Origin of the sequence: Micromonospora sp. DSM 45708 (assembly GCF_039566955.1) — a bacterium.
Taxonomy (GTDB): Bacteria; Actinomycetota; Actinomycetes; order Mycobacteriales; family Micromonosporaceae; genus Micromonospora.
In genome coordinates this window covers 2,025,539-2,048,544 of sequence record NZ_CP154796.1, presented here as the reverse complement: position 1 = coordinate 2,048,544, position 23,006 = coordinate 2,025,539, and the positions used below count along the sequence as shown (strand labels likewise).

At 73.3% G+C, this 23,006-nt stretch carries 21 protein-coding genes; 9 read left to right on the top strand and 12 right to left on the bottom strand.

Features of this window, described 5'->3' with window-relative positions; translation table 11 throughout:
* Window positions 1-72: 72 nt before the first annotated feature.
* Entirely contained in the window at window positions 73-2,307 is a 2,235-nt protein-coding gene (locus VKK44_RS09290; RefSeq protein ID WP_343446450.1) for a hypothetical protein, read from the bottom strand.
* A 212-nt stretch (window positions 2,308-2,519) separates the two neighbouring features.
* Window positions 2,520-5,132: a CHAT domain-containing protein gene (locus VKK44_RS09285; RefSeq protein ID WP_343446449.1), complete on the bottom strand. Its 2,613-nt coding sequence runs from the start codon at window positions 5,130-5,132 to the stop codon at window positions 2,520-2,522.
* 180 nt (window positions 5,133-5,312) lie between these two features.
* Here VKK44_RS09285 and VKK44_RS09280 point away from each other — a divergent pair, with 180 nt between their 5' ends.
* From VKK44_RS09280 to VKK44_RS09270, 3 genes are all read left to right on the top strand, one after another.
* On the top strand, window positions 5,313-6,623 hold the full coding sequence (locus tag VKK44_RS09280; RefSeq protein WP_343446448.1) for a S8 family peptidase: 1,311 nt from the start codon (window positions 5,313-5,315) through the stop codon (window positions 6,621-6,623).
* Window positions 6,624-6,684: 61 nt separating this feature from the next.
* Complete coding sequence (locus VKK44_RS09275) at window positions 6,685-7,320, top strand: RNA polymerase sigma factor (protein WP_343446447.1); 636 nt, start codon at window positions 6,685-6,687, stop codon at window positions 7,318-7,320.
* Window positions 7,295-7,756, top strand: a complete 462-nt coding sequence (locus VKK44_RS09270; RefSeq protein WP_343446446.1) for a hypothetical protein — start codon at window positions 7,295-7,297, stop codon at window positions 7,754-7,756. Before VKK44_RS09275 ends, VKK44_RS09270 begins: the two co-directional genes overlap by 26 nt.
* A 115-nt stretch (window positions 7,757-7,871) precedes the next feature.
* Here VKK44_RS09270 and VKK44_RS09265 read toward each other — a convergent pair whose 3' ends face one another.
* The 4 genes from VKK44_RS09265 to VKK44_RS09240 all read right to left on the bottom strand — a co-directional run bounded on the left by VKK44_RS09265 (window position 7,872) and on the right by VKK44_RS09240 (window position 12,204).
* Entirely contained in the window at window positions 7,872-8,900 is a 1,029-nt protein-coding gene (locus VKK44_RS09265; RefSeq protein ID WP_343446445.1) for a hypothetical protein, read from the bottom strand.
* Between the two features lie 305 nt (window positions 8,901-9,205).
* Window positions 9,206-9,967, bottom strand: a complete 762-nt coding sequence (locus tag VKK44_RS09260) for an SDR family oxidoreductase (protein ID WP_343446444.1) — start codon at window positions 9,965-9,967, stop codon at window positions 9,206-9,208.
* Window positions 9,964-11,325 carry an alcohol dehydrogenase catalytic domain-containing protein gene (locus tag VKK44_RS09255; RefSeq protein ID WP_458351628.1) on the bottom strand — a complete coding sequence of 454 codons (1,362 nt, stop codon included), beginning with the start codon at window positions 11,323-11,325 and terminating at the stop codon, window positions 9,964-9,966. Before VKK44_RS09255 ends, VKK44_RS09260 begins: the two co-directional genes overlap by 4 nt.
* Window positions 11,326-11,355: 30 nt before the next feature.
* Window positions 11,356-12,204 carry an amidohydrolase family protein gene (locus tag VKK44_RS09240; RefSeq protein ID WP_343446443.1) on the bottom strand — a complete coding sequence of 283 codons (849 nt, stop codon included), beginning with the start codon at window positions 12,202-12,204 and terminating at the stop codon, window positions 11,356-11,358.
* A 723-nt stretch (window positions 12,205-12,927) separates the two neighbouring features.
* On the opposite strand from VKK44_RS09240, the gene VKK44_RS09235 reads away from it, so the two are divergent.
* Complete coding sequence (locus tag VKK44_RS09235; protein WP_343446442.1) at window positions 12,928-13,638, top strand: FadR/GntR family transcriptional regulator; 711 nt, start codon at window positions 12,928-12,930, stop codon at window positions 13,636-13,638.
* On the opposite strand, the gene VKK44_RS09230 is transcribed toward VKK44_RS09235, so the two are convergent.
* The 3 genes from VKK44_RS09230 to VKK44_RS09220 all read right to left on the bottom strand — a co-directional run bounded on the left by VKK44_RS09230 (window position 13,565) and on the right by VKK44_RS09220 (window position 15,342).
* Window positions 13,565-13,933: an alpha-L-fucosidase gene (locus VKK44_RS09230; protein ID WP_343446441.1), complete on the bottom strand. Its 369-nt coding sequence runs from the start codon at window positions 13,931-13,933 to the stop codon at window positions 13,565-13,567. The two genes, VKK44_RS09235 and VKK44_RS09230, sit on opposite strands and share 74 nt — an antisense overlap.
* Before the next feature lie 223 nt (window positions 13,934-14,156).
* Window positions 14,157-15,149, bottom strand: a complete 993-nt coding sequence (locus VKK44_RS09225) for an aldo/keto reductase (RefSeq protein ID WP_343446440.1) — start codon at window positions 15,147-15,149, stop codon at window positions 14,157-14,159.
* A 40-nt stretch (window positions 15,150-15,189) separates the two neighbouring features.
* Entirely contained in the window at window positions 15,190-15,342 is a 153-nt protein-coding gene (locus VKK44_RS09220; RefSeq protein WP_343446439.1) for an LUD domain-containing protein, read from the bottom strand.
* A 209-nt stretch (window positions 15,343-15,551) separates the two neighbouring features.
* Here VKK44_RS09220 and VKK44_RS09215 point away from each other — a divergent pair, with 209 nt between their 5' ends.
* Both VKK44_RS09215 and VKK44_RS09210 read left to right on the top strand, forming a co-directional pair.
* The gene (locus VKK44_RS09215) at window positions 15,552-16,289 is read left to right on the top strand and encodes an SDR family NAD(P)-dependent oxidoreductase (RefSeq protein ID WP_343446438.1); all 738 of its coding nucleotides are present in this window, start codon (window positions 15,552-15,554) and stop codon (window positions 16,287-16,289) included.
* Window positions 16,290-16,587: 298 nt separating this feature from the next.
* A complete protein-coding gene (locus VKK44_RS09210) occupies window positions 16,588-17,283 on the top strand; it encodes a GntR family transcriptional regulator (protein ID WP_343446437.1) in 696 nt (231 codons plus the stop codon).
* Window positions 17,284-17,957: 674 nt separating this feature from the next.
* Here VKK44_RS09210 and VKK44_RS09205 read toward each other — a convergent pair.
* Window positions 17,958-18,161: a cold-shock protein gene (locus VKK44_RS09205; RefSeq protein ID WP_343446436.1), complete on the bottom strand. Its 204-nt coding sequence runs from the start codon at window positions 18,159-18,161 to the stop codon at window positions 17,958-17,960.
* Between the two features lie 576 nt (window positions 18,162-18,737).
* Here VKK44_RS09205 and VKK44_RS09200 point away from each other — a divergent pair.
* The 3 genes from VKK44_RS09200 to VKK44_RS09190 all read left to right on the top strand — a co-directional run bounded on the left by VKK44_RS09200 (window position 18,738) and on the right by VKK44_RS09190 (window position 21,628).
* The gene (locus VKK44_RS09200; RefSeq protein WP_343446435.1) at window positions 18,738-19,622 is read left to right on the top strand and encodes an SRPBCC family protein; all 885 of its coding nucleotides are present in this window, start codon (window positions 18,738-18,740) and stop codon (window positions 19,620-19,622) included.
* The gene (locus tag VKK44_RS09195; RefSeq protein ID WP_343446434.1) at window positions 19,619-20,794 is read left to right on the top strand and encodes a zinc-dependent alcohol dehydrogenase; all 1,176 of its coding nucleotides are present in this window, start codon (window positions 19,619-19,621) and stop codon (window positions 20,792-20,794) included. The genes VKK44_RS09200 and VKK44_RS09195 overlap by 4 nt, the downstream gene beginning before the upstream one ends.
* A gap of 192 nt (window positions 20,795-20,986) precedes the next feature.
* The gene (locus VKK44_RS09190; protein WP_343446433.1) at window positions 20,987-21,628 is read left to right on the top strand and encodes a TMEM175 family protein; all 642 of its coding nucleotides are present in this window, start codon (window positions 20,987-20,989) and stop codon (window positions 21,626-21,628) included.
* Between the two features lie 50 nt (window positions 21,629-21,678).
* Here VKK44_RS09190 and VKK44_RS09185 read toward each other — a convergent pair whose 3' ends face one another.
* Window positions 21,679-22,602, bottom strand: coding sequence for a M56 family metallopeptidase (locus VKK44_RS09185; protein ID WP_343446432.1), 924 nt, complete (start codon window positions 22,600-22,602; stop codon window positions 21,679-21,681).
* Window positions 22,599-22,961: a BlaI/MecI/CopY family transcriptional regulator gene (locus VKK44_RS09180; RefSeq protein ID WP_343446431.1), complete on the bottom strand. Its 363-nt coding sequence runs from the start codon at window positions 22,959-22,961 to the stop codon at window positions 22,599-22,601. The genes VKK44_RS09185 and VKK44_RS09180 overlap by 4 nt, the downstream gene beginning before the upstream one ends.
* Between the last annotated feature and the right edge of the window lie 45 nt (window positions 22,962-23,006).

Genomic DNA, 23,006 nt, shown 5'->3' with positions numbered 1-23,006 from the left:
GGAAGCCGGGCTGTCAGGTCCGTCTGCCGGCGGCACTCCCGGTGCTCACCGGCGTGATCCTCCTGCGAGCACCTATGGCGCACGACCACCGATCCTGCCCACCAGGAGCCGGACAGCGTCCTGGTACTCCGGTTGCGTGTGGTAGGGCCAGTGGCGTTCCACCGGGGGCGGGACGGTGTCCGCGGGCTCCACGGTGACGCCGCGCGGATCCCGCAGCCGCACGTCGACCGTTGCCGCCTCCGGCGGCACGCCGGGTGTGAGGTCGGGATGGCCGAAGATCGGGGCGCCGATCGGGTCGGTGTCGCGCCACAGGTTGCGCCACCGCCAGTCGATCCGCTCACCGAGCTCGCACAGCACCCGTTCGCCGAGGTAGGCCGGGTAGAGGCGGGCGTAGATCCGGTACAGGGGGCTGCCGTGGGTCAGCAACGCGACCCGTGGCAGAGCTTCGGACGGCAGTTGCAGGACGGTGGCGGCGGCCAGTACCGAGCCGTGGCTGTGCCCGGAGATCACCACGGGCCCGTGCGCGGCCAGGGCGCACACCCGCCGCGTCAGCTCGGGCACGGCCCGCGCCGCGTAGCAGGGCGGCGCGAACGGGTGCACCGTACGGGGCCAGAACGTGCCCAGGTCCCACAACACGCCGACGAGCCGGCGGGTCTCCGGCGACCGGTACGCGCGGTAGGCCAGGATCAGCAGTCCGACGACGAGGAGGCTGATGATCCAGATGCCGACGTCGGTGACGTACGCGGTGAACACGGCGAGGACGTCGTGGCGCCGGTTGAGGCGGGCGGCGAGTTGGGTGGGGCCGATCCCGACGAGGTCGAGCGCCACGGTGGCGAGCCCGAGCGAGGAGACCACGAAGAAGGCGACCAGGGTCGGCCCGAGTTCCTCGGTGACGAAGGAGCGGGCGACCGTCTCGCGGACCGCGTCGAGCCGGGGCGCCGCCGAGGCGGGCGCGTCGGGGTAGTCCCGCTCGACCACGCGCCGCGCGTACGCCCGCCGCCGGCGCCGGGCGGCGGGCAGGGTGACGGCGACCGCCGCGGTGACGACAAGCAACGCGGTCAGCCCGGCGAGCGCGGCCCACCAGTACGCCACCGGCGGTTCCAGCGGGCCCAGCGCGGGCGGGCTGGGCCGGATCGGGTCGGGGATGTGACCCCGGTCGAGTTGGTCGGCGGTCCGGAAGACCAGCGTGGTGGTGTAGGCGGAGGTGACCGTGACCGACATCGCCGCCACCAGCGGCGTGCCGAGCCCTCGCAGCAGTGCGCGCGGGGCGGCCGGCCGGGCGTGCTGCCGCGCGAGCGTCACCGCGGCGATCAGGACCAGCAGCAGTCCCTGCGCCGCGACCAGCCCGGCGACCGCGCCCTCGTAGCCGGGCATCTGCCCGACCACCACCGGCACGTCCCGCCGGGACACGGCGTACCCGAGGCTCGACACGGTGGCCACCGCGACGAGGATCCACAGCAGGCGTCGCAGCGGGCCGGCCCACCGCACGCTCACGGTCACCAGCAGCAGCGCCGCGCAGAGCACCACGGGTCCGCCGGTGACGCCGAGCAGTGCGACGGCGAGGCTGTTCCACCGGCCGTGTGACACCGCGACGACCAGGCTGACGTGAACAGCGCCGGCACCCAGCCCGACATGGATCTGACGCAGCCACGACGTCATCCGCTCGTCGTGCCAGATCCCGGGTGCGGCGAGGCTCCCGGTCGACTCCGGCAGCCGCTCCTGCGGCGGGGCCGCGCCGAAGCCCTCCAGGGCACGCGCCGACCGCGCGCCGACGGCCCAGAACACCCGCAACGCCAGCAACGGCACCAGTGCCAGCACCGCCAGGCGCGGGCCCATCGGCAACGCCACCAGCCAGGACAGGTACGGCCTGCCGTCCCGGCACTCCACGTACGGGACGCACTGCCAGCCGGGCAGGTTCATGGTCACCCCGACCAGCGCCAGCGTGAACGCCACGGTCAGCGAGCCCGCGAGCAGGCGACACAACCCGCCGAGCAGGCCGAACCGATCCGCCAACGTGGGGCGCAGCCAGACCGTGAGGTTGCCCAGCATGAACGGCAACAGCAGCAGCATCGACGCCGTCCGCACCGCCACCCCGGCGGTCAGCGCCCCCCACCGGTACGCCTCCACCACCACCCCGGCGGTCGCGCCGCCCGCCCGACCGAGCCCCTCCCGGACCCGGTAGAACCCGGCGTGCCGATCCCCCGCCACCCGCACGACCAGCGGATGATCGACGATGCTCTCCGCCGACGCGCTGGAGACCCCGTGAACACGCAGCTCAACAGCCTCGGCACCGGGCACCCCGCTCACCGGGACAGCGTCACAGAAGCTGCCACCGTCACGCTGCCGAACACCGAACAAGCGACCGACCGACCGGGTGCGGGCCACGCCGAGCACCGTGGCCGTCCGTTCCGCGGTGAGCGGGGCGGCGGCAGGCCCGCCGCGCCGGCCCGCGCCGCGCTCCGCCGCGCCCACCGCGCTGCGGCCGACCATGGCCGGCTGAGCGACCGCTCCCGCTCCGGTCAGCCGGCCCCGAAGCAGACGAACGCCGCCGCGGTGGCCCGGGCCGGACCGTCGCCCGCCGCGCCGAACGCCCGCTGCGCGTCGGCGAGGGCTCGCGCCGGGCCGGCACCCGCCCGCATCCGCGCGTGCAGGTCCAGCATCAGTGCCGTGGTGGGCTCGGCCGGCACGGGCAACACGGTCGCGATCAGGCACCGGGTGCCGAGCGCCAGGAGCACCGCGGTGAACCCCATGACCTCGTCGCCGGGGCGTACCCCGGTCAGGCCGGAGTCACAGGCGGAGAGCACCACGCAGCCGGGCGGCCGGGCGACCGCCTCCCACTCGTGGGCGAACAGCGGCCCGTCGGCCAGTTCCAGGGTGGAGAACTGCGGGTTGTCCGCGCGGAACGTGCCGTGGGCGGCGATGTGCACCAGCCCCGCCCCGTCCAGCGCGGCGGTCAACGCCGCGGCGGTGGCGTCGGGCCCGGTGAGCTGCCGCGCCCCGGGCAGGACCTGGGCGAGCCGGCATACCTCGGTGTGCCCGGCCGGCAGTCGCGGGCCGGCGGCCAGGACCGGCGGCCCGGCCGGCAGCTCCCGCCGGTCCGCCCCGAGCCAGGCGGTGGCCGAGGGGGCGACGGTCACCGGACGCCCCGCGCAGGTGGGCAGCGCCGACCAGGGCACCGCGTGCAGCGCCCCGACCGGAACGATCACCAGGGCCCGGTCGGCCAGCCGCCGCCGCAGCGGGGCGAACAGCAGCCGGTCCAGGGCGACCGCGGCGTGGACGGCCCCCGCCCGCGCGGCGACCGCGTCGCCGGTGGTGACCAGCCGGCGCAGGGCGAACCGGTGCCGGCGGGCCAGGTCCGCCGCGGCGGCGAGCGGGCCCAGGTCGTGCAGGCTGGCCCGGCCGTCGCGGACCAGCACCGCCCGGATCCGGTCGCCGTGGGCCACCAGCTCGACCAGCACCCGGGGGCCGAGCCGCGCGGCCAGCGCGCCCACCCCGGGCGGGGCCAGCACGGCGCCCCCACCGGGCACCCGCCGGGCCAGGTCCCGGATGCGCTGTTCCAGCCGGGCCTGCCGGCCGCGCAGGGCGGTTGCCGGGCGGCCGGCCAGCACCTCGTCTTCGAGCAGGCCGCTGACGAGTCGGAGCTCGGCGAGCGCCGCCACCAGGTCGGGGTCGGCCGGGGGCCGGGCCGGCCGGGTCCGCAACGCGTTGGCCCGCCACCGCTCCGCCCACGCCAGGACCCGTGCCGGCGCGCCGGCCCGGACCGCGATGTCGAGGCCCTCGGCCGCCAGTTCCTGACCGTACGTTCCGCTGTGGGCACGCAGCTCCGTGGCGCCGAGCGACATGCGGTGCCGGTCGAGCACGGCCAGCCCGTGGCGCAGCGCCCGGGCGGCCCCGGGTTCGTCCCCGCCGAGCCGGCGTGACAGGGCCAGGGCGTACCAGCCCTGTGCTCGCCGGTCGGCGGTGCCGCGACGGCGGGCCCGGGCGGCCACCGCCAGCAGGTTCCGGGCCCGGCCCGGCCGTCCCAGCGCGGCGGCCACCAGGCCGGCCTCGATCCGGGTGGTCAGCGCCGGACCCGGCCACCCGGTGGCGTCGAGCTGGTCGGCGGTACGCGTCATGGCGGTGAACAGGGCTGCCGAGCGGGTGCCCCGGCGGTACTCGGCGCGCAGCTCGACGTGCCGGGCGAAGACGGCCCAGGTACGCCGGCCCTGGCGACGGAACCGGGCCCGGGCCGCGGCGGCGGCCTCGGTCGCGGTGTCCAGGTCCGCGGCGAGCAGCGCCGCGCGGGCCCGGGCCAGCAGCGCCTCGGCGAGGTCGGAGGCCATGCCCCGGCGCCGCAGTTCCCGGACGGCCGCCGTCGCGACCGCCACCGCCTCGTCGACCAGCGGCACCGACAGCAGCAGCTCGACGCGGTCCAGCAGCAGCGCCGGCCGGGGTACGGCGAGCCGCCGGTACTCCTCGTCGACGGTGGCGAAGCAGCGCAGCGCGCCGGCGATGTCGCCGCGCTGGCCGGCCGCGATGCCGCGGTTCCAACGGGCGTCGGCCGCGGCGAGGTCCAGGCCCAGCCGTTGGAAGGCGGCTGCCGCTCGGGACAGGTCGTCGGTGCCGCCGGCGGCGCCCCGGTAGGCGTTGAGCAGCCCCCGGTTGTTGCGCGCCCGCGCCTCCAGCAACAGGTCACCCTCGCGCAGGGCGATGTCGACGGCCAGGCCGTAGTCGCGTACCGCCTCGTCGTAGCGACCTCGGTAGTGCAGCACCACGCCCCGCTGCATCCGGGCCCGCCCCGCGTCGGCGCCGACGAGCTGCGGCAGCGCGGCGGTCACCGCGCGCAGCGCCGCAGCGGTGTGGCCGGCGTTGGCCAACACGTAGCCCAGGCTCATCCGCGCCAACGCCCGGGTCCGGGGCGTGCCGGCGGTCCGGACCGCGCGGCGCAGGTGGCGCAGCGCGCCGGGCAGGTCGTTGAGCTCCCGCAGGGCCAGACCGACGGCCCGCTCGGCGGTGGAGCGCTCGTCGGCCCCGGCCGCGGGCCCGGCGGCCAGCACCCGCTGGGCGATCGCGATCGCCTCGCGCGGGTAGCGCTGGACGGCGTCAAGTGCCGCCTGGGCCGTGCCGGCACCGGAACCGGTGCTGTCGGGCATGCCCCAAAGAGTCCCCGAACCAATGCCCAGCCGTCAATGTCTGTGCGGACCTGTCGGGAATCCGCACCAATCCTTTACGTCATTGACATCCGACTATGCTTTGGAAGAATCGGCGGCACCCGGGAAACGTGGCTCACGCCGGCCACTGGCGGACGCTTCTGCCGACCGCATGGAGGACCCGTGTCGCCTGACCATCCCGCCGCGCCGCGCCCGGCCGGCCAACTGTCCCGCCGGCGGCTGCTGGCCGCGTCCGCGCTGGCCGCCGCGGCGTCGTTCACCGCCGGGTCCCGTGCCGCCCCGGCCCGCGCCGACGGCGCGGACGACGCCGCCTACCAGCGCGCCTTCGACGAGGCGCTGGCGGCCGACAAGAACGTCCGCCGGCACACCACGCCGGGCCGGGAGTTCCTCTACCGGCCACGGCAGCTCCTCGCCGCCGACGCCGACGCCCAGCGGGTCACCGCCTGGTTGCGTGCCCGCGGCCACGTGGTGACCGTGGGCGACGGCTTCGCCGGGGTCACCCGGCTGCTCTTCGACCGGGAGACCGACGTTCCCGCGCTCGTGACCAAGCTGCGCGACCCCCAGCAGTGGCCGGGGCAGCCGGTGCCGAAGGTGCAGCCGCACCACGTGCTGCTGGGCCTCGGCAACATCATGGGCAACCCGGGCAGCCCGCCCGCCACGGTCGCCGTGCTGCCGCCGCCGGACCCGGCCCGGCTGGGTGAGGGCGCCGGGGTGACCGTCGGGATCTGCGACACCGGCATCTGGCGGCAGGCCGGCGGTTACCATCCGCAGTGGCTCGGCGGGGCGTACCTGCCGGAGGTCGACGACGAGGACCCGCTCTACGTGCACACCGACGTGCTCGCCCCGCAGGGCGGGCACGGCACCTTCGTCGCCGGGGTGGTGCGGCAGGCCGCGCCGGGGGTCCGGGTCGACCCGGAGCAGGCGCTGACCGCCACCGGCCTCGGCGACGAGGCGTCGGTGGTGGCCGCGATGGCCCGACTCACGCCGGCGGTGTCCGTGGTCAACCTGTCCCTGGGCGGGTTCACCCAGGACGACCAGCCGTCGCTGCCCCTGGCCAACGCCGTGGCCGCGCTACCCGCGACGAGCGCCGTGGTCGCGGCGGCGGGCAACGCCGGCACCAGCCGGCCGATCTGGCCCGCCGCGCTGGGCCGGGTCGTCGCGGTGGCGGCGGTCAGCCAGGGCTCCGGTGGCGTGGTGCCGGCCCCCTACAGCGGGTACGGACCATGGGTCGACGTCTGCGCGGTCGGCGAGCGCCACAGCACGTACGTCGAGGGGCAGTTGCCGCTGCCGGGCCGGCCGACCCGGGTGTTCCACGGCCTCGCCGCCTGGGCGGGCACCTCGTTCGCCACGGCGCACGTCTCCGGTCGGCTCGCCGCCCTGATGACCGCCGGCGGCCTGAGCGCCGACGCGGCCCGGCTGGCGCTGCTCGCGACGCCGCGCTGGCACCCCGACTACGGCGTGCTCGTCGGATGAGCGCGCGGGCCGCGAGCGAATCAGCAGCATCGTACGGTGGTCCCGGCCGGACGGCGTCGCCGTGACCGACCTGAGCACGACCGGCCTGGTGACCGCCGCGGCGGATGGGGACGAGTCGGCGTGGGTGGAGCTGGTCCGCCGGTACACCCCGCTCGTCTACTCGGTGATCCGGTCGTACGACCTGAGCCGCGCCGACGCCGCCGACGTCAACCAGACCGTCTGGCTGCGTCTCGTCGAGCAGCTGAGCCGGGTACGCGACCCGCAGGCCCTCGCCTCCTGGCTGGCGACCACGGCCCGGCGCGAGTGCTACCGGCTGTCCCGCCTCGGCCGCCGCACCCAGCTCTTCGACCCGCACGACGACGCGCTGGACGCGTACCATGGCTTCTCCCGCACCGCGGACGTGGCGGCCCCCGACGAGGAGCTGCTCCGCGCGGAGCGGCGGCAGGCACTGCGGGAGGGCTTCGCGCAACTGCCGCCGCGCTGCCAGAAGCTGCTGGCCCTGTTGACCACCGACCCGCCGGCCAGCTACCGGGAGATCGCCGAACGGCTGAGCGTGCCGGTGGGCAGCATCGGGCCGACGCAGGCCAGATGCCTGCGTCGGCTACGGGGCTGCCCGGCGCTCGCCCCGTTCCTCGGCACGGCCGCGACCCGGACGAACGGAGGTGAACGCGATGGAGCCGTCGCCGCCGGCCGATGACGCGGCCCTGACCGCCGAGCTGGGCGCGGCGCTGCGCGAGGTCGGGTCGGTGCCGGAGGAGTTCCTGACCGCCGCGCGGGCGGCGTTCGCCTGGCGAAACGTGGACGCGGAGATGGCGCTCGCCGAGCTGACGTTCGACTCGGCGTGTGACGCGACGCCGGCGCCGACCCGGTCGGCCGGGTCGACGCGAACGCTGTCGTTCCGCACCGGCGTGGTCGCGCTGGAGATCGAGGTGACCGACGCCGGCATCGTCGGTCAACTCTCCCCGCCCGGGGGTGGGCGGGTGTCCGCGCAGACCGCCTCGGGCACGTACGCGGAGGCGCCGGTCGACGCGGTGGGCTTCTTCTCGCTGGGCGCACCCCCGCCCGGCCCGGTCCGGCTGCGCGCCCACACCGACGGCTACGCGGTGACCACCACCTGGGTCTCGCTGCGCTGACCCGCCGTCCACCCGGGGGCGGCGGGCGCACCCGGGACGCCCGGACCGTCCCGGCGAACGCGCGGCGACGGGGGCCGCGGGCTGCCCAGGCCCACGACCCCCGCTGGTGGCCGGGCTACTGCCGCCCGACGCTGATCAGGTACTCCACCCCACCGAGGTCGGTCCGCTCCGCCCCGCTCGTGTCCGGGCCGAACTGGGTCACGTCGAGCGCGAACTCCTTGTCCGAGGCGACCGCCGCCGCGAAGGTGAGGGAGAACTCGACCCGCTCACCCGGCTCCAGCAGCAGGTTGCCGAGGCTGGCCTTCGCCGGCTCGACGACCTCCAGCTGGTTCTTGCCGACCTCGCGTACGCCGGTGCCGACCTTGCCGCCGGCCTGCCACCGCTCGAACAGGGTCGGCCCGAGGTCGACGACGACCCGGCCGCCCACGCCCTGGATCGGCTCTCCCGGCTGCGTGAAGACCAGGTCGTTCTTGGTCGCCACCCGCAGCGAGTTGCCGATGGCGAACGGCCGCACGACCGGCGTCCCGCCCGCGACGAGCCGCACCGAGTCGACGTTGCGCCAGGCGATGTTGTTGTTGTTGCGGGTGTTGGTGCTGATGTCCGGACCCTCGAAGGTCATCGGATCGGTGGGCGACACCCACCTGGCCAGCAGGCAGAAGTGGCCCGGCCCGGGCACCCCGGTCCACGGGATCGTCACGGTCGTGGTGCCGGCGAAGACGGTCACGTTCATCGCGCCGATCTGGGTCCAGTGGGTCGGCCAGACGGCACCGCCACCCGGCGTCGTCCGGTAGAGCCGCAGCACGCCGCTGTCGGTGCCGGAACCGTACGGGCCGGGGTTACGCAGCTTGACGAAGACGTAGTTGGTGACGCCGACGATCGGGTTCTGGCTGACGGCACACTCGACGGCGGTCGGGCAGACCTTGATGTCGGGGCTGGCCCACAGCGGGTTGAACGAGTGGGGCTGGACGCCGACATCGGCGGCGACGTCCCGGATGTAGACGTCGGTGCGGGCCGCCGCGGCCTTGTCCTGCCCCGCTCCGACCGGCGCGGCGGCGGCCGTGGTGACCGCCAGCAGGGCGGCCAGCGCCGTGCCGGTGAGCACGGCCAGCGCCGAGCGGCGGACACGTCTTCCTACGTTGCCCATGACAGGCTTCTCCCATCGTCGAGGGACCGTCGACCCGGCGTTGTCGCCTACCCGGCCGACGCGGTGACGTTGTTCAGGAGCGCGGCGCGGCGCGGTTGATACGTCTGGCCGCACCGCTCACCGTCAGATGGAGCGAGCAACGACGAATTACACGAATGTCGATGCTTTCGCCAGCTCGCCCGACGCTGTCGCACATCCTCGGCCTGGTCGCGTCCTCGCTGAACGAGCGGATCGGGTCGCCGGCGTTGCCGGCGACCCGATCCCGTACCGTCACGCGGTCCCGCACCTTCCGGGTGGCGGGCGGTTCACCGGCCGAGCCACCCGCCGTCCACGGCGAGGATCGTGCCGTGCACGTAGGCCGCCGCGTCGGAGGCCAGGAAGACCGTCGCGCCGGCCAGGTCGTCGGGTCGCCCCCACCGGCCCGCCGGGATGCGGTCGAGGATCGCCTGGTTGCGTTCCGGCTGCTCACGCAGCGCCCGGGTGTTGTCGGTGGCGATGTAGCCGGGAGCGATAGCGTTGACGTTCACCCCCCGGCCCGCCCACTCGTTGGCCAACGCCCGGGTGACCCCCGCGATCGCCGACTTCGCCGCCGCGTACCCGACGACGTTGATCCCGCCCTGGAAGCTGAGCAGCGAGGCGGTGAAGATGATCCGTCCTCGGCCCCGGGCCAGCATGTCCCGGCCCAGCTCACGGGCGAGCACGAACGGCGCGGACAGGTCGACCTCCAGCACCTCGTCCCAGTGTGCGTCGGGGTGCTCGGCCGCCGGGGCACGGCGGATGGTGCCGGCATTGTTGACCAGGATGTCCACCGGCCGGGGACCGGCGGTCAGGTCCGCGGCCAGCGCGGCCACGGCCGCCCGGTCGGCCAGGTCCACCCGGTACGCGGTGAACGTGCGACCCGCCGCCTCGACCCGCCGGGCCACCTCGCTGCCCTGGTCCTCGAGTGAGGCGCTGACGCCGATGATGTCGGCTCCGGCGCCGGCGAGGGCCTCGGCCATGGCCAGGCCGATTCCCCGCCGACACCCGGTCACCACGGCCAACCGGCCGGTCAGGTCGAACACGCTCACCAGGTTCCCCCACAGTCGATCAGGACCTTGACGACCCCGCCGCGCTCCAGGGCGTCGAACGCCGCGGTCACCTCCAGCAGCGGTACCACCTCGGAGATCAGATCCTCGGCGGGCACCTCCCCCGCCGCCAGCAGGCGCACCGCCGCGGTGAAGTCGTCACGCTGGTAGACCCGCGCCCCGACGATCTCCAGTTCGCGCCAGAAGACCCGGTGCAGGTCCACCTCCCGGGGGGTGGGATGGATGCCGACCACGACGAGCCGGCCGCGCACGGCGAGCAGGCCGGTGGCGGTACGCACCCCGCCGGCGGAGCCGGAGACCTCGAACACCACGGCCGCCCCGGCCGTGTCGGTCCACTCCTGGACGAACCCGGCCGGGTCGGTCGCGGCAGGATCTACGGTGGTGAACCCGAGGCCGGCAGCGACCTCGCGGCGGTGGGGATCGAGCTCGACCAGGACCACCTCGGCTCCGACGGTGCGGGCGACAGAGGCGATCAGGAGCCCGACGGGGCCGGCGCCGATCACCACCGCGTGCTCGCCGGCCGTCAGCCGGGACCGGCGTACGTCGTGCACCGCCACCGCGGTCGGTTCGATCAACGCGCCGTGCCGCAGGGAGAGCCCTTCGGGCAGCCCCACCAGCAGGTCGGCGCGGACCGTCCAGGACCGCTGCATCGAACCCGGGGAGTCGATGCCGACGAAGGTGAGCCGATGGCAGATGTGCTGCTGCCCGTCCCGGCAGGCGGGGCACTCGCCGCACCAGTCCAGCGGCATCACAGTCACCGGGTCACCGACCCGCCACCCGGTGACCCCGTCACCCAGCTCGGCGATCCGGCCGGACATCTCGTGCCCGATCACCGCCGGCGCGCTCACCCGGTGGTCCATGTCACCGTGTCGCACGTGCAGGTCGGTGCCGCAGATGCCGGTGTAGGCGACGTCGATGCGGACCTCGCCGGGGCCGGGTGGCACCGGCGGTCGGGGCTCGACGGTGAAGGTCCGGTTGCCCACGTACAGTGCGCCCTGCGTCATGCCTCGCCGCCTTCGCTCAGATGCCAGACTTCCCGCATCGGCGCCCACCAGTGCCCCGAGCCCGGCTCGGCCAGGGACTCCTGGCACGGGTCGGTGAGCTGCCACCACCGGCTGGGTCTGCGGGTCGGCGGCGATCCGGGCCTGGTCGGCGGCGTGGTCGGCGCCGACGTACTCGTAGTAGCCGAACAGCAGGTCGTCGTGCAGAAAGATCGTGTAGTTGCGAATGTTGGCCGCCCGCAGGGTCCGCTCCACCGCCGGCCAGACCTCGGCGTGCAGCCGCAGGTACTCCGCTCGCCGCTCCGGGCGTAGTCGGATCACCATGCCGTACCGTTGCATCCCTCTCCCTTGCTGTGAGCCGCGCGCCGCTCAGACCGCGAGCCCGTATACCCGCACCGCGGTGCGGGCGAAGATGGCGTCCCGCTCGGCGGCGGAGAGCGGGGGCAGCGCCGCCGACAGCGCGTCGCGCACCCCGCGGTAGTCGGCGACCAGCAGGCACACCGGCCAGTCGGAACCGAACATCAGCCGGGACGCCCCGAACGCGTCGACCGCGGCGGCCACGAACGGTCGCAGCGCGGCCACCGTCCAGTCCGGTCCCGCCTCGGTCACCAGCCCGGAGAGCTTGGCGGTCACGCGGGGATTGGCGGCCAGGGCGGCGAGGTCGTCGCGCCACCCGGCGAGCCCGGCGACGCCGGCGTGGATGCGCGGCTTGCCCAGGTGGTCGAGGACGATCGGCAGGTCGGGGAGGTCCCGTGCGGCGCGGGCGGCGGCGGGCAGCTGGTCGGCCCGGACCACCAGGTCGAAGGCCAGACCGGCGTCGGCCACGGCGGCCAGGCCGCGGCGGACGTCCGGGCGGTCCAGGTAGCCGGGGTCGGGCTCCCCCTGGACCTGCGAGCGAACGCCGACCAGCAGCTCGCCGCCGCGCAGGCGCCGGTAGCGGGCCAGGGTGGCCGGCAGGTCCGGCTCGGTGACGTCGGCCCAGGCCACCACGCCGGCGATCGGCTCGGTGTCGGCGGCGTACCCGAGGAACTCGGGCACCTCGTCGGGGTGGCACCGGCCCCCCTCGACGAGCACCGTGTGCCGCACCCCGGCGGCGGTGGTCTCACGACACAGGTCGTCCGGGGTGAACGACCGACGGATCCCGGCCAGCTCGGGGTCGTCGAGCCAGGCGTAGCCCCGCTCGGGCCGCCACAGGTGGTGGTGCGCGTCGACGATCATGGCGTCTCCCTGCCCGGCCAGGGCGGTCGGTCGGTCGGCTGGTGCGGTACGGGTGCGCGCCGGACCGGCCGGACACCGCTCCCTGCTCGACGGTCGGCGATTGGGTATCCGCAGAGCCTCCGACCGCTGCCCCAGTCATCTAATCATTCGCGATATCTCCAAGCCAGAGAAAGTTTTCACTTTAGCGGTCGAACGGCCCACGGCCGGGCCGAAGTGGCAGCTTGTGAGGCGTTTTGTGGCACACTCCTCGACGCGTACACGTCGCCACGACTCGCCCATCCCGCACCGGATCCATCTAATGTATGCGGTCCTCAATGCTCGCTCGGCCGCCGCCCACCCGTCCGCGACGACGCGACCTCATCGCCTGCACCGGCCCGTCGCACGCCTATCAGGGGCTGCGTCCCGGGCCCCACCGCCGGACATGTATCCGTCAGAGGCCACCCGCCGCAGCGGCCGTCCATCCCGGTGCGAGCAACCGGCGGCCGACCGGTCCGGTGCGGTGCGGCCCGATGCGATCGTCACGCATCGGGCCGCGCCGGAGATGATGCTCTTTCGAGCGGCCTACCGCCAGCGCTCGCGACGGTTGCGGGTGCGAAGCATCCGATGTCCTGGGCGGGAAAGCTGCTCGACTCGGCGCGGGACCCGGGCGGCAGCACCCTCCGATCGAACGGCGCGACGAAGATACGATGTCTTTCGCGCAAGCACCTGGGTGAGGGAGGGCGCATGGCACTGACCGACGAGGCCATCGCGAAGATCAGGCAGATGATCCAGTCGGGCCAGTTGCCGCCTGGCACCCGACTTCCCCCGGAGCAGCAACTCGCCGCCCAGATGGGCCTCTCCCGCAGCGGCGTGCGGGAGGCGGTCAAGGCCCTCGAATCGGCCCGGGTGCTCGACGTCCGCCGCGGCGACGGCACCTACGTCACCAGCCTCGCGCCCCGGCTGCTGCTGGAGGGCGTGGGCCTCGCGGTCGAACTGTTGCGCGACGACACCCTGCTGGAGGTCATGGAGGTACGCCGGCTGCTCGAGCCGGCCGCCACCGGGCTGGCCGCCCTGCGGCTCACCGACGCCCACCTCGACGAGCTGAGTCAGATCCTGGACGATATGCGCGCCGCCGCCGAGGACGCCGAGAAGCTGATCCAGTACGACACGGCCTTCCACCGCACGGTGATCGCCGCCACCGGCAACGAGACGCTCACCTCGCTGCTCGACGGGCTCTCCGGCCAGACGGTCCGGGCGCGGGTCTGGCGTGGGCTGATCGAGGGCAACTCGTCGCACCTCACCCTCGGCGAACACGAGGCGATCTACCTGGCGTTGCGGGCACGGGACCAGTCGCTCGCCCAGGCAGCGGCCCTGATGCACGTCAACACCTCCGAGTCGTGGTTGCGGGCGATCCTGACCGATACGGTGGGCGAGGGTGTCGGCCGGTCCGGCTGACCGGCGCGTCACCCCCGTCCGCACCGCTGCTCAACCGCGCTCGTAGCCGACCAGCGGCAGGTTGCGGGGTGAACCGGATGTCCTGCGCGGTGCCGAGGCGGGGATGGTGAAGGAGCCGCATCCGGCACGGGTGCCACTCATTGCTGTAGGCGGGGACGCTGAAGGCGCCCCAGTGGAAGTAGATGCCGAACTTGGCGTCCTGGAACCACTCGGCCGCCGGTGGGTGCTGGTCGACCGACGACCAGCTCGCGGAGTAGCTGGCCGGGCCGGGGATGGCGGCCTCGGCGGACGCCATCGAGACATGCCAACCTTGTTGCGAGGATGTGATTGCGGAGAAAGAGGATGTGATTGCGGAGAAAACGGTATCGAACTTTCGGAGCTGGAGAACGAAGCACCCTGCCGCACCGGAGCGGCACCCGTCACGCGCTCGCCGAAGATCTGATCAAAAAGGCGCCGCGCCGGAGCCAGCCGGGTATCCGCAGCCAACGGCTGGTCGCCGAGCCGAGCCGGGTGGCAGGTCAGAACGGCAGCGGCGCGTCCGGTCGCAGTAGGCCTTCGGCCACCAACTCGCTCCAGAGCGGTGCCGGCGGAGTGGGCAGCGCCGACCACTCGGCGCTGCGGGTCACGTGCGCCGGACGGCCCGCACCGACCACCACCGAGGCGACGGCCGGATGAGCGCCGGCGAAGGCGAGCGCCGCCTGCGGCAGCGTCACACCGTGTCGGCGACACACCGTGGCGATGCCCTGTGCCCGGCGCAGGATCTCCGCCGGGGCGCTGCCGTACTCGTAGGGGCGGGACTCGTCCGGCCACTCCGTCGCGAGCAGACCACTGTTGAAGACACCGACGTTAAGCACCGAGATGCCGCGCCGCTGGCAGGCCGGCAGGATCCCGTCGAGCGCCGGCTGCTCCAGCAGGGTGTACCGGCCGGCGACCATCAGCGCGTCCACGTCGGTCTCGGTGGCGAACCGGGTCAGCATGGCCGCGTCCTTCGACCCCACCCCGACGGCGCCCACCACCCCCTGGCGGCGCAACTCGTCCAGCGCCGGGTACGCCTGCCGCAGCGCGACCTCCGGCTCGGGGCTCTCCTCCGGGTCGTGCAGCAGCGCCAGGTCCACCCGGTCCAGACCCAGGCGCGTGAGGCTCTCCTCGAGACTGCGGCGTACCCCGTCGGCGGTGAAGTCCCACACTCGGCGCAGCCTCGCCGGGGTGTCAAAGCCGTTGTCCAGGTCGGACCCGCCGTCGGGGTTGTCCACGAGCAGCCGACCGACCTTGGTGGAGAGCACGTATTCCCCGCGCGGGCGCGCTGCCAACGCCCGGCCGAGGCGACGCTCGGAGAGCCCGAGCCCGTAGTGCGGCGCGGTGTCGAAGTAGCGGATGCCCGCCGCCCAGGCGGCGTCGACTGCGGCGGACGCCTGGTCGTCCGGGACGCTGCGGTACAGGTTGCCGATCGAGGCGGCGCCGAAGCCGAGCGGGGTGACAGCGACGGCCGACGAACCGAGGGTAAGGGTCATGACGAGCCTTTCGGGTGCGGGCGGGGATGAGGTGCGTCGCTCACCGCGTGGGGGTGAGGCAGACGATGTCCAGCCGGCGAGGGCCGTGCACCCCCTCCACCCGGGCCAGCTCGATGTCGCTGGTCGCGGACGGCCCGGAGATCATGGTGATCGGCCGGGTGGGGTCGGGCAGGGCGCGTACCAGGTCGGGCACGCGATGCGCATCGACGCCCCCTCGCCAGAGCCCGGCCGTGACCGTCGCATCCTATATGATCTACGATGGCTGGGCGAGGCCCGTCGTTCCGACGTCGCGGGACGAACGGGGCGGCCCGGGTGGTCCACGGTCCGGCCCCGATGGGCGTCCGGTGTGCGCGGGCGAGGCGGCCTCGGTCCCGTCCCGCCCGCCGACTGCGAGGTACGCGGATGAGGGACTTCGACGGTCTGGTGGCTGCCGTCACCGGTGGCGGCTCGGGTATCGGCGCGGCGGTCGCCGACCTGCTGGCCGAGCGGGGGGCCCGGGTCGCCGTACTGGACCGTGAACCGGGATCGGGCGGGCCGCACCTGCGGCTCCCCGCCGACGTGACGGCCCCGCTGGAGGCGATCATGACCCGGGTGGTGTCGATGCTGGACGGTCTCGACGTGTTGGTCAACTGCGCGGCGATCAGCGCGGTCGGCACGGTCGAGAGCAACCCCGATGACGAGTGGCACCGCTGCCTGGACGTCAACGTCGTCGGGGTGGCCCGGGCCTGCCGGGCCGCCCTGCCGCACCTGCGCCGCTCGACCAGCGGGGCCATTGTCAGCGTCACCTCGATCGCGGCGACGGCCGGACTGGTCGACCGGGCGGTGTACTCGGCCACCAAGGGCGCGGTGCATGCGCTCAGCCTGGCGATGGCCGCCGACCTGGTACGCGACGGCATCCGGGTGTGCACGGTGGCGCCCGGCACGGTGGACACCCCGTGGGTGGCCCGCCTGCTCGCGGGGGCCGAGGACCCGGTGGCGGAGAAGCGCCGACTGGCCGCCCGGCAGCCCACCGGCCGGCTGGTCACCGCCGCCCAGGTCGCCCAGGCGGTGGCGTTCCTCGCCTCGCCGCTCTCCGGGGCGACGACCGGCACCGCGCTGGCCGTCGACGGCGGCATGTCGGGGCTGCGGCTGGTCCACTGAACGCGGGTCGGCCCGACGCGTCCGGCCGCCACCATCGGCACGGCGATCTCGTCGGGGGTGGCCAGCCATCGGGCCGAGCGACCGGAAGGCCACGGGCGCGTCCACCGCTGGCCGGTGACGTCATACTCGGGTAGGCCCGGGTGGCTCGGACCCGGTTCAGGCCGCCGGAGGCATCGGTTGCCTCCGAGGTTCGCTTCCATCACCGGTGGGGCGACCCACGACCATCAAAAATCGTAGATCATATATGATTGGCTCGGCCGGGGAGGTCCGGCACCGACGACCACGCCCAGGGATGCTGATGACCACACCCGCACTGCCCGACGGGGTCCGCCCGGCGCAGCGGCTCACCCTGGCGGACGACGTCTACGAGTCCGTCAAGGCGTTGATCATGCAGCATGCCATCGCACCCGGCGACCGGATCAGTATCGACGGCCTGGCCCGCTCCCTCGAGGTCTCCCCCACCCCGGTCCGGGAGGCACTGGCCCGGCTCGAGTCCGACGGCCTGGTACACAAACGGGCGATGACCGGCTACACCACCACGCCGCTGCTGACCCGGCCGGAGTTCGAGGAGCTCTTCGAGCTGCGCCTGCTGCTCGAGCCGGCGGCGGCCGGGCGGGCGGCCCGACACGCCTCCGGGCAGGAGCGGGCCCGGGTCAGCGCACAGGCCGCCGCGACGGTGACCGCCGAGCCGGGGGCGGCCTATCGCCGGCGGGCCGCCTTCACCTCGCTGGACGCCCGCTTCCACGACCTGATCGCCGAGGTGTCCGGCAATCGGCTGCTGCGCGATTCCGTCACCCGGCTGCATGCACACCTGCACCTGCACCGCCGCTACTTCCCGGCCACCGACCCGTCGGTGACGGTGACCGAGCACGGGCGGATCGCCGCGGCCATCGCCGCGGGCGACCCGGACGCCGCGGCGGCGGCGATGCGCCACCACCTGCTCTCCGCCCAGGCTCGCCACCTGCCCGCCTTCACACAGGACACCGGCGACTGAGCCTCGGACAGGTCCGCGCCGAGGCGAACCGGCGTCCGGCTCGTGCCACGTCGTGGGGGCCCGGCCCCGCTCGGCGGGGCCGGGCCGGCCCGTCGCGTTCAGCCGATCGTGGTGTAGTACGAGTTGACGTTGAGCTGGCCGCTGCCGGTGAAGATCACGGTGCCGGCCTGGACGCTGCTGAGGTACTTGCTGTTGCTCATCCAGGACAGGAACTGCTTCTGAGCGGGCCTCACTAGATGGTGTTTGGGCTAACCGGCCGGATGTGCGGGTCGATCCGGCCGCAGAGCTGCCCCGGCAAGCGCAGGCCGCCAACGTGCTACCGCCGTTCCAGGCGCTCCACGACGCCGGCGCCGCGACTGCAAGGCCCGCAGGCGCCTGCTGTCAATGCCGGAGCCACCGCGTGGGGTCCGTGCGTGTTCCGGTTACGGCGACGGGTCCCCGCCCAATCCCAGGGCAGCTCCAAATTGCAGCCCTTGAGCTGCGTTGCGCGGAGCTGTCGTGGTCTCGTCCGAACGGAACGTGCCGCCCCAGCCGTGAGCTTTTCGAGTTGGTCGGCGCTGCGGCAACCATGCCGGAGATACAGGCGCCGTCGACTTCGTGATGCCGCGGTACGCGCATGGAACGCCGAACGGCGGCCCGCTGAACCAGTCGGGCCGCCGTTGACAGAATGTGGATCAAAGAGGACGGATGTTCTCCGCCTGCGGGCCCTTCTGGCCCTGGGTGATGTCGAACTCCACCTTCTGGTTCTCGTCGAGGCTGCGGAAGCCGCTCGACGAGATCGCGGAGAAGTGGGCGAAGACGTCGGCGCCGCCGCCGTCCGGGCTGATGAAGCCGAAGCCCTTGTCGGCGTTGAACCACTTCACGGTACCTGTCGTCATGTCTGCTCCTTTGCAGCTGTCAGAGACCGCACTGTGCGGACCCTTACGCTGCCGCGTTGATCACCCGCGCCGAAACGACACGAAAAACGAAAGGCGCCTGGACGGGGTTTCAGATGCCTCATCAAGCGCCGGAAAACGTCTAAGGAAATCAAAACTGCAACTCGGCTACCGTAGCAGACGATCCGTCGTGGTACGTGATGGCGCGCCCGCGCACTCTGACCGGTCGGGTGACCCGGCACGGGCGGCGGCGTCTCGTCCACGCGATCCTCGCCCACCAGGACAACCAGCTCCAGGACGACGCCACCGTACTCATGGTCCGCTTCCTTGAGCCCAGGTCGGACCGCCGTTGACCGCCTCGACATTGCGGCCGATGGGCGGGTTGAGGTGGTTTCCGACGGGTATCCGGCCGCCTACGGGTCGCGCCCGGACCGTCGTGAACCGGAATGCTCGGCCGGGTGGGACCGGATACGGAGGCTACCTGTGACTGGACTAGCAACCCGAGAGGCAGTGAAGGCAGGGCAGGACGAGGTTCAGCGGCGGGGGCGCGGGCTCGGCTGGGTGAGTCTCGGTCTGGGCGTGGCACAGCTGGCAGCACCGGACACGGTGCGCCGGATCAGCGGCGTGGACGACTCCCCGACGTCCCGGGCGGTGGTGCCGCTGGTCGGGGCGCGGGAGTTGGTACACGCAGCCGGGCTTCTGACGAGCCGGCGGAAGAGCATCTGGGCGTGGACCCGGGTCGCGGGCGACGCGATGGACCTGGCCTCGCTCGGAATGGCCATCGCCCACCGTGGCGGGCGCCGCCGGCGTCGCCTCGTCGCTGTCACCGGCGCCGTCGTCGGGATCACGGTGGTGGACCTGCTGACCGCCGTGCAGGCCACCCGGACGAAGGCGGTACGAGGCTCACGCGAAGGAGGGTTCATGGAGCTGACAGCCACGACGACCATCCGCAAACCCCCGCCCACGGTCTACGCGTTCTGGCGCGACCTCGGCAACCTCCCGACGTTCATGGCACACCTCGAGGAGATCCGCACCACCGGTGACCGTACGAGCCATTGGTCAGCCGGCGCTCCGTTCGGCAAGAACGTCGAGTGGGACGCGGAGATCGTCGACGAGGCGCCCGGCGAGAAGATCGCGTGGCGGTCGACCGGGAACGCCGACGTGCCGAACGCCGGTACGGTCCGGTTCGGGCCCGCCCCGGATGGGGTGAGCACCGAGGTGCACGTCGTCCTGTCGTACGACATCCCGGGCGGCGCGGTCGGCAAGGCGGTGGCCAGGTACTTCGGCGAGGAGCCGCACCAGCAGCTCGATGACGACCTGCGCCGGCTCAAGCAGGTGCTGGAGACCGGCGAGGTGGTCCGATCCGAGGGCGCCCCGTGGGGCAAGCGGGCCCGCAAGGAGTTCCCGCAGCGTCCGGCGCAACCGCTGTCGGATTCCGAGTTCGCGAAGGGGGCCCAGGCGTGAGGGCGAACACCTGGGCGGGCCGAAACAAGGTCAAGGTCCGTGACGTGCCGGACCCGAGGATCCTGAACGAGCGCGATGCCATCGTACGGATCACGTCCACCGCGATCTGTGGCTCGGACCTGCACCTGGTCGATGGGTATGTGCCCACGATGCAGGACGGTGACGTCATGGGTCACGAGTTCATGGGCGAGGTGATCGAGGTCGGGCGGAGCGTCGACCCGGATCGGCTGCGCGTCGGGGACCGGGTCGTCGTGCCGTTCCCGATCGCCTGCGGCGTGTGCGGCGCCTGCGCCGCCGAGCTGTACTCCTGCTGCGAGAATTCCAACCCCAACGCGGGGATCGCGGAGAAGATGTTCGGGCACCCGGTCGCCGGAATCTTCGGCTATTCGCACCTGACCGGCGGCTTCGCGGGCGGTCAGGCGCAGTATGCGCGGGTGCCGTTCGCCGACGTCGGTCCACTGAAGATCGAGTCCGAGCTGACCGACGAGCAGGTGCTGTTCCTCTCCGACATCCTGCCCACCGGCTACATGGGTGCCGAGATGTGCGACATCCAGTCCACCGACGTGGTGGCGGTGTGGGGCGCCGGCCCGGTCGGCCAGTTCGCCATGGACAGCGCCCGGATGCTCGGCGCCGCGAAGGTCATCGCCATCGACAAGGAGCCGTACCGGCTACAGATGGCCGAACGGGCGGGCCACACGCCGGTCAACTTCGAGGAGGTGGACGTGCGGTCCCGGCTGCTGGAACTGACCGGCGGGCGGGGACCGGACAAGTGCATCGACGCAGTCGGCATGGAGTCCAGCCACGGCAGCGCGCCCATCCACGCCTACGACCGGGTCAAGCAGGCGGTCCGCTCGGAGACCGAGCGCCCGCACGCGCTGCGGCAGGCGATCATGTCGTGCCGCAGCGGTGGCATCGTGTCGGTGATCGGCGTGTACGGAGGCTTCCTCGACAAGTTCCCGGCCGGAGCGTGGATGAACCGGGCGCTGACCCTGCGTACCGGCCAGTGCCACGTGCAGCGCTACATGGAGCCCCTGCTGCGGCGCATCGAACGCGGGGACATCGATCCGACCCGGGTGATCACCCACACCCTGCCGCTCGACCAGGCAGAACGCGGGTTCGAGATCTTCAAGAACAAGCAGGACAACTGCGAGAAAGTCGTCCTCAAACCCTGACCACCACCCGCATCCGGCCACCACGACGCACCCGGTGGTCGGATGCGGCGTGTCCGGAGGCATCAGTTTCGCAGGCGTCGTGCCTCGGCAGACCGGGCTGCCCGGCTGTTTGCCGCAAACGCCCCTGGGTAGGCGCACTCGGTGAGCGGGCCAGACACGGACCCAGGCACCCGGTCGGACACCAGCCGTGCCGTGGCGTTCAGCGATGCGATCTTCGCCATCATCATCACCCTGCTGGTCCTGGACCTCCGGGTGCCGGACGTTCCGCCCGGCCGCCTCCTGTCCGGCCTGCTGGCTCAGTGGCCCTCGTACGTCGCCTATCTCGCGTCCTACTCGTACGTGGCCGTCGTCTGGCTCAACCACAAGGCGGCGTTCAACCGCATTGAGCAGATCGATCGTGGCCTGCACTGGATGAACCTCCTCGTGCTGTTCAGCACGGCGCTGCTGCCGTTTCCGACGATTGTCGTGTCGCACGCGCTGCAGGAGCACAACAACGTCGACCAGCGTGTGGGCATCGCCTTCTACGCGCTGATCGGCGCGTTGCTGTGCGTGACGTGGCTGGCGTTCTACCACTACCTGGCCCGGAACCCCGACCTGCTGAAGGACCAGGCCAAGGGCGGCTTCTTCCACGTCGAGCGGTTCCGGGCCCTCGCCGGCGTCGTCCTGTACCTGCTCGCGGGGATGGTCGGGTACCTGGTGGTGCCCGTGATCGGCCTGGTCATCTTTCTCCTCCTTCCCGTCTTCTACGCCATCACCAGCGCCGGCCTGTACCAGTTTCGGGTGACCCGACGCATCACCCACCGCAATCCGCGTTCGAGGGGAGATGCGAGCTGAACACTCAGTGGCACCCGGGCGACACGGAGGAGACGGACGGACGCCGAGGGTCAGAGGCAGAACAGGATGCCGGTGGCCACGCCGACACCCAGCGGTGCGGCCAGGGCGACCGAGGCCAGCGCGGCGCGGACGAGCAGGTTGCGGCGCTGCGGCCCGCACTCCTGGAGGCGTCGGAGTCGGATGGTCACCTCGGCGCCGGCCATCGACAGCGCGGACGGGGGGTGCGGCGCGCCGGCGAAGGTCAGCAACGCGTCGCGTACGGCGCGCGGGCCGCACTCGCGGACCGCGGCGGCGTCGGCGCGCAGTTCGACGAGCAGGCGTACGGCCGGGGGCGCCTGCCGGGTCAGCGGCAGCCACGGCACGGCAGCCGCGAGTCCTTCCACGGCGGCGACGAGGAGGTGATGACGCTCGCGCAGGTGGGCGCGTTCGTGGCTGAGGACCGCGGCGAGCTGCTCCGCCGGTAGGTCACCGGCGGCGCTGGCCAGGACCGTGAGTCCGCGGGATCCGCCGATGCTGTAGGCCATCGGGGTCGGGTGCGGAATCCACAGCACCGCCGCCTCACCGGACTCCGGCGGCCCGCCGGCGAGCGTGAGCAGATCGGCGTGGGCGCGGCGAGCGCCGTGGGCACGGTAGGCCCGGCGGGCACAGGCCACGGTGAACCGGACGAGCACGGCCAGCAGGATCAGGGCTCCCGCGGCCCCGACGACCTCGTCGACTACGGGTGGCCGGCGGGGTTGGGCCCAGTGCCAGCAGACGCGGGCGAGGTCGTGCAGCGCCCACTGCCGGGTGCTGCCCGGGGCGAGGAGCATCACGGTGGCCAGAAGGAAGGTGGCGATCACCGCGACGAGCAGGCCGAGCCAGCCGAGCAGCATCGCGACGGGGTCGGCGACGTGCCGGAAACACCACCGCATCACGGCGGGGCCCCACCAGGCCACCGCCGCGGCGCCGGTGACGAGGGCGAGCGCGAGGCTCACGCCCCGGACTCCCGCTCGTCGAGGACCCGCCGCAGGATGCGCAGCTCGTGGTCGGAGGCGGACCGGGCGAAGTGCATGAGCACCAGGTCGGGATGGGTGCTCGTCTCGATGACCCGACGCAGGGTGCGCGCGGTGATCTCCTCGCGGGTGCCGGCGGCACGGTAGCGGTAGGCCTTGCCGTCCTTCTCCCGGACGGCCCAGCCCTTACGGTGCAGGTTGTCCAGCACGGTGAGGACGGTCGTGTACGCCAGCGCCCGGTCGGTGGTCACCGCGTCGAGGACGTCGCGCACGAGCACCGGGTCGGGGGCACGCCACAGCACGTCCATGACGGCCGATTCGAGTTTGCCCAGTTCCGCCACGTGCCCTCCCTCGTGTCGCTCAGGGTACGCGAGGCGACGCGGCGG

Coding starts and splice junctions, on each gene's coding strand:
- VKK44_RS09285 (WP_343446449.1), bottom strand. CDS start 5,132: ATGCCCGACAGCACCGGTTCCGGTGCCGGCACGGCCCAGGCGGCACTT.
- VKK44_RS09270 (WP_343446446.1), top strand. CDS start 7,295: ATGGAGCCGTCGCCGCCGGCCGATGACGCGGCCCTGACCGCCGAGCTG.
- VKK44_RS09265 (WP_343446445.1), bottom strand. CDS start 8,900: ATGGGCAACGTAGGAAGACGTGTCCGCCGCTCGGCGCTGGCCGTGCTC.
- VKK44_RS09255 (WP_458351628.1), bottom strand. CDS start 11,325: ATGCAACGGTACGGCATGGTGATCCGACTACGCCCGGAGCGGCGAGCG.
- VKK44_RS09240 (WP_343446443.1), bottom strand. CDS start 12,204: ATGATCGTCGACGCGCACCACCACCTGTGGCGGCCCGAGCGGGGCTAC.
- VKK44_RS09235 (WP_343446442.1), top strand. CDS start 12,928: ATGGCACTGACCGACGAGGCCATCGCGAAGATCAGGCAGATGATCCAG.
- VKK44_RS09230 (WP_343446441.1), bottom strand. CDS start 13,933: ATGGCGTCCGCCGAGGCCGCCATCCCCGGCCCGGCCAGCTACTCCGCG.
- VKK44_RS09225 (WP_343446440.1), bottom strand. CDS start 15,149: ATGACCCTTACCCTCGGTTCGTCGGCCGTCGCTGTCACCCCGCTCGGC.
- VKK44_RS09215 (WP_343446438.1), top strand. CDS start 15,552: ATGAGGGACTTCGACGGTCTGGTGGCTGCCGTCACCGGTGGCGGCTCG.
- VKK44_RS09210 (WP_343446437.1), top strand. CDS start 16,588: ATGACCACACCCGCACTGCCCGACGGGGTCCGCCCGGCGCAGCGGCTC.
- VKK44_RS09205 (WP_343446436.1), bottom strand. CDS start 18,161: ATGACGACAGGTACCGTGAAGTGGTTCAACGCCGACAAGGGCTTCGGC.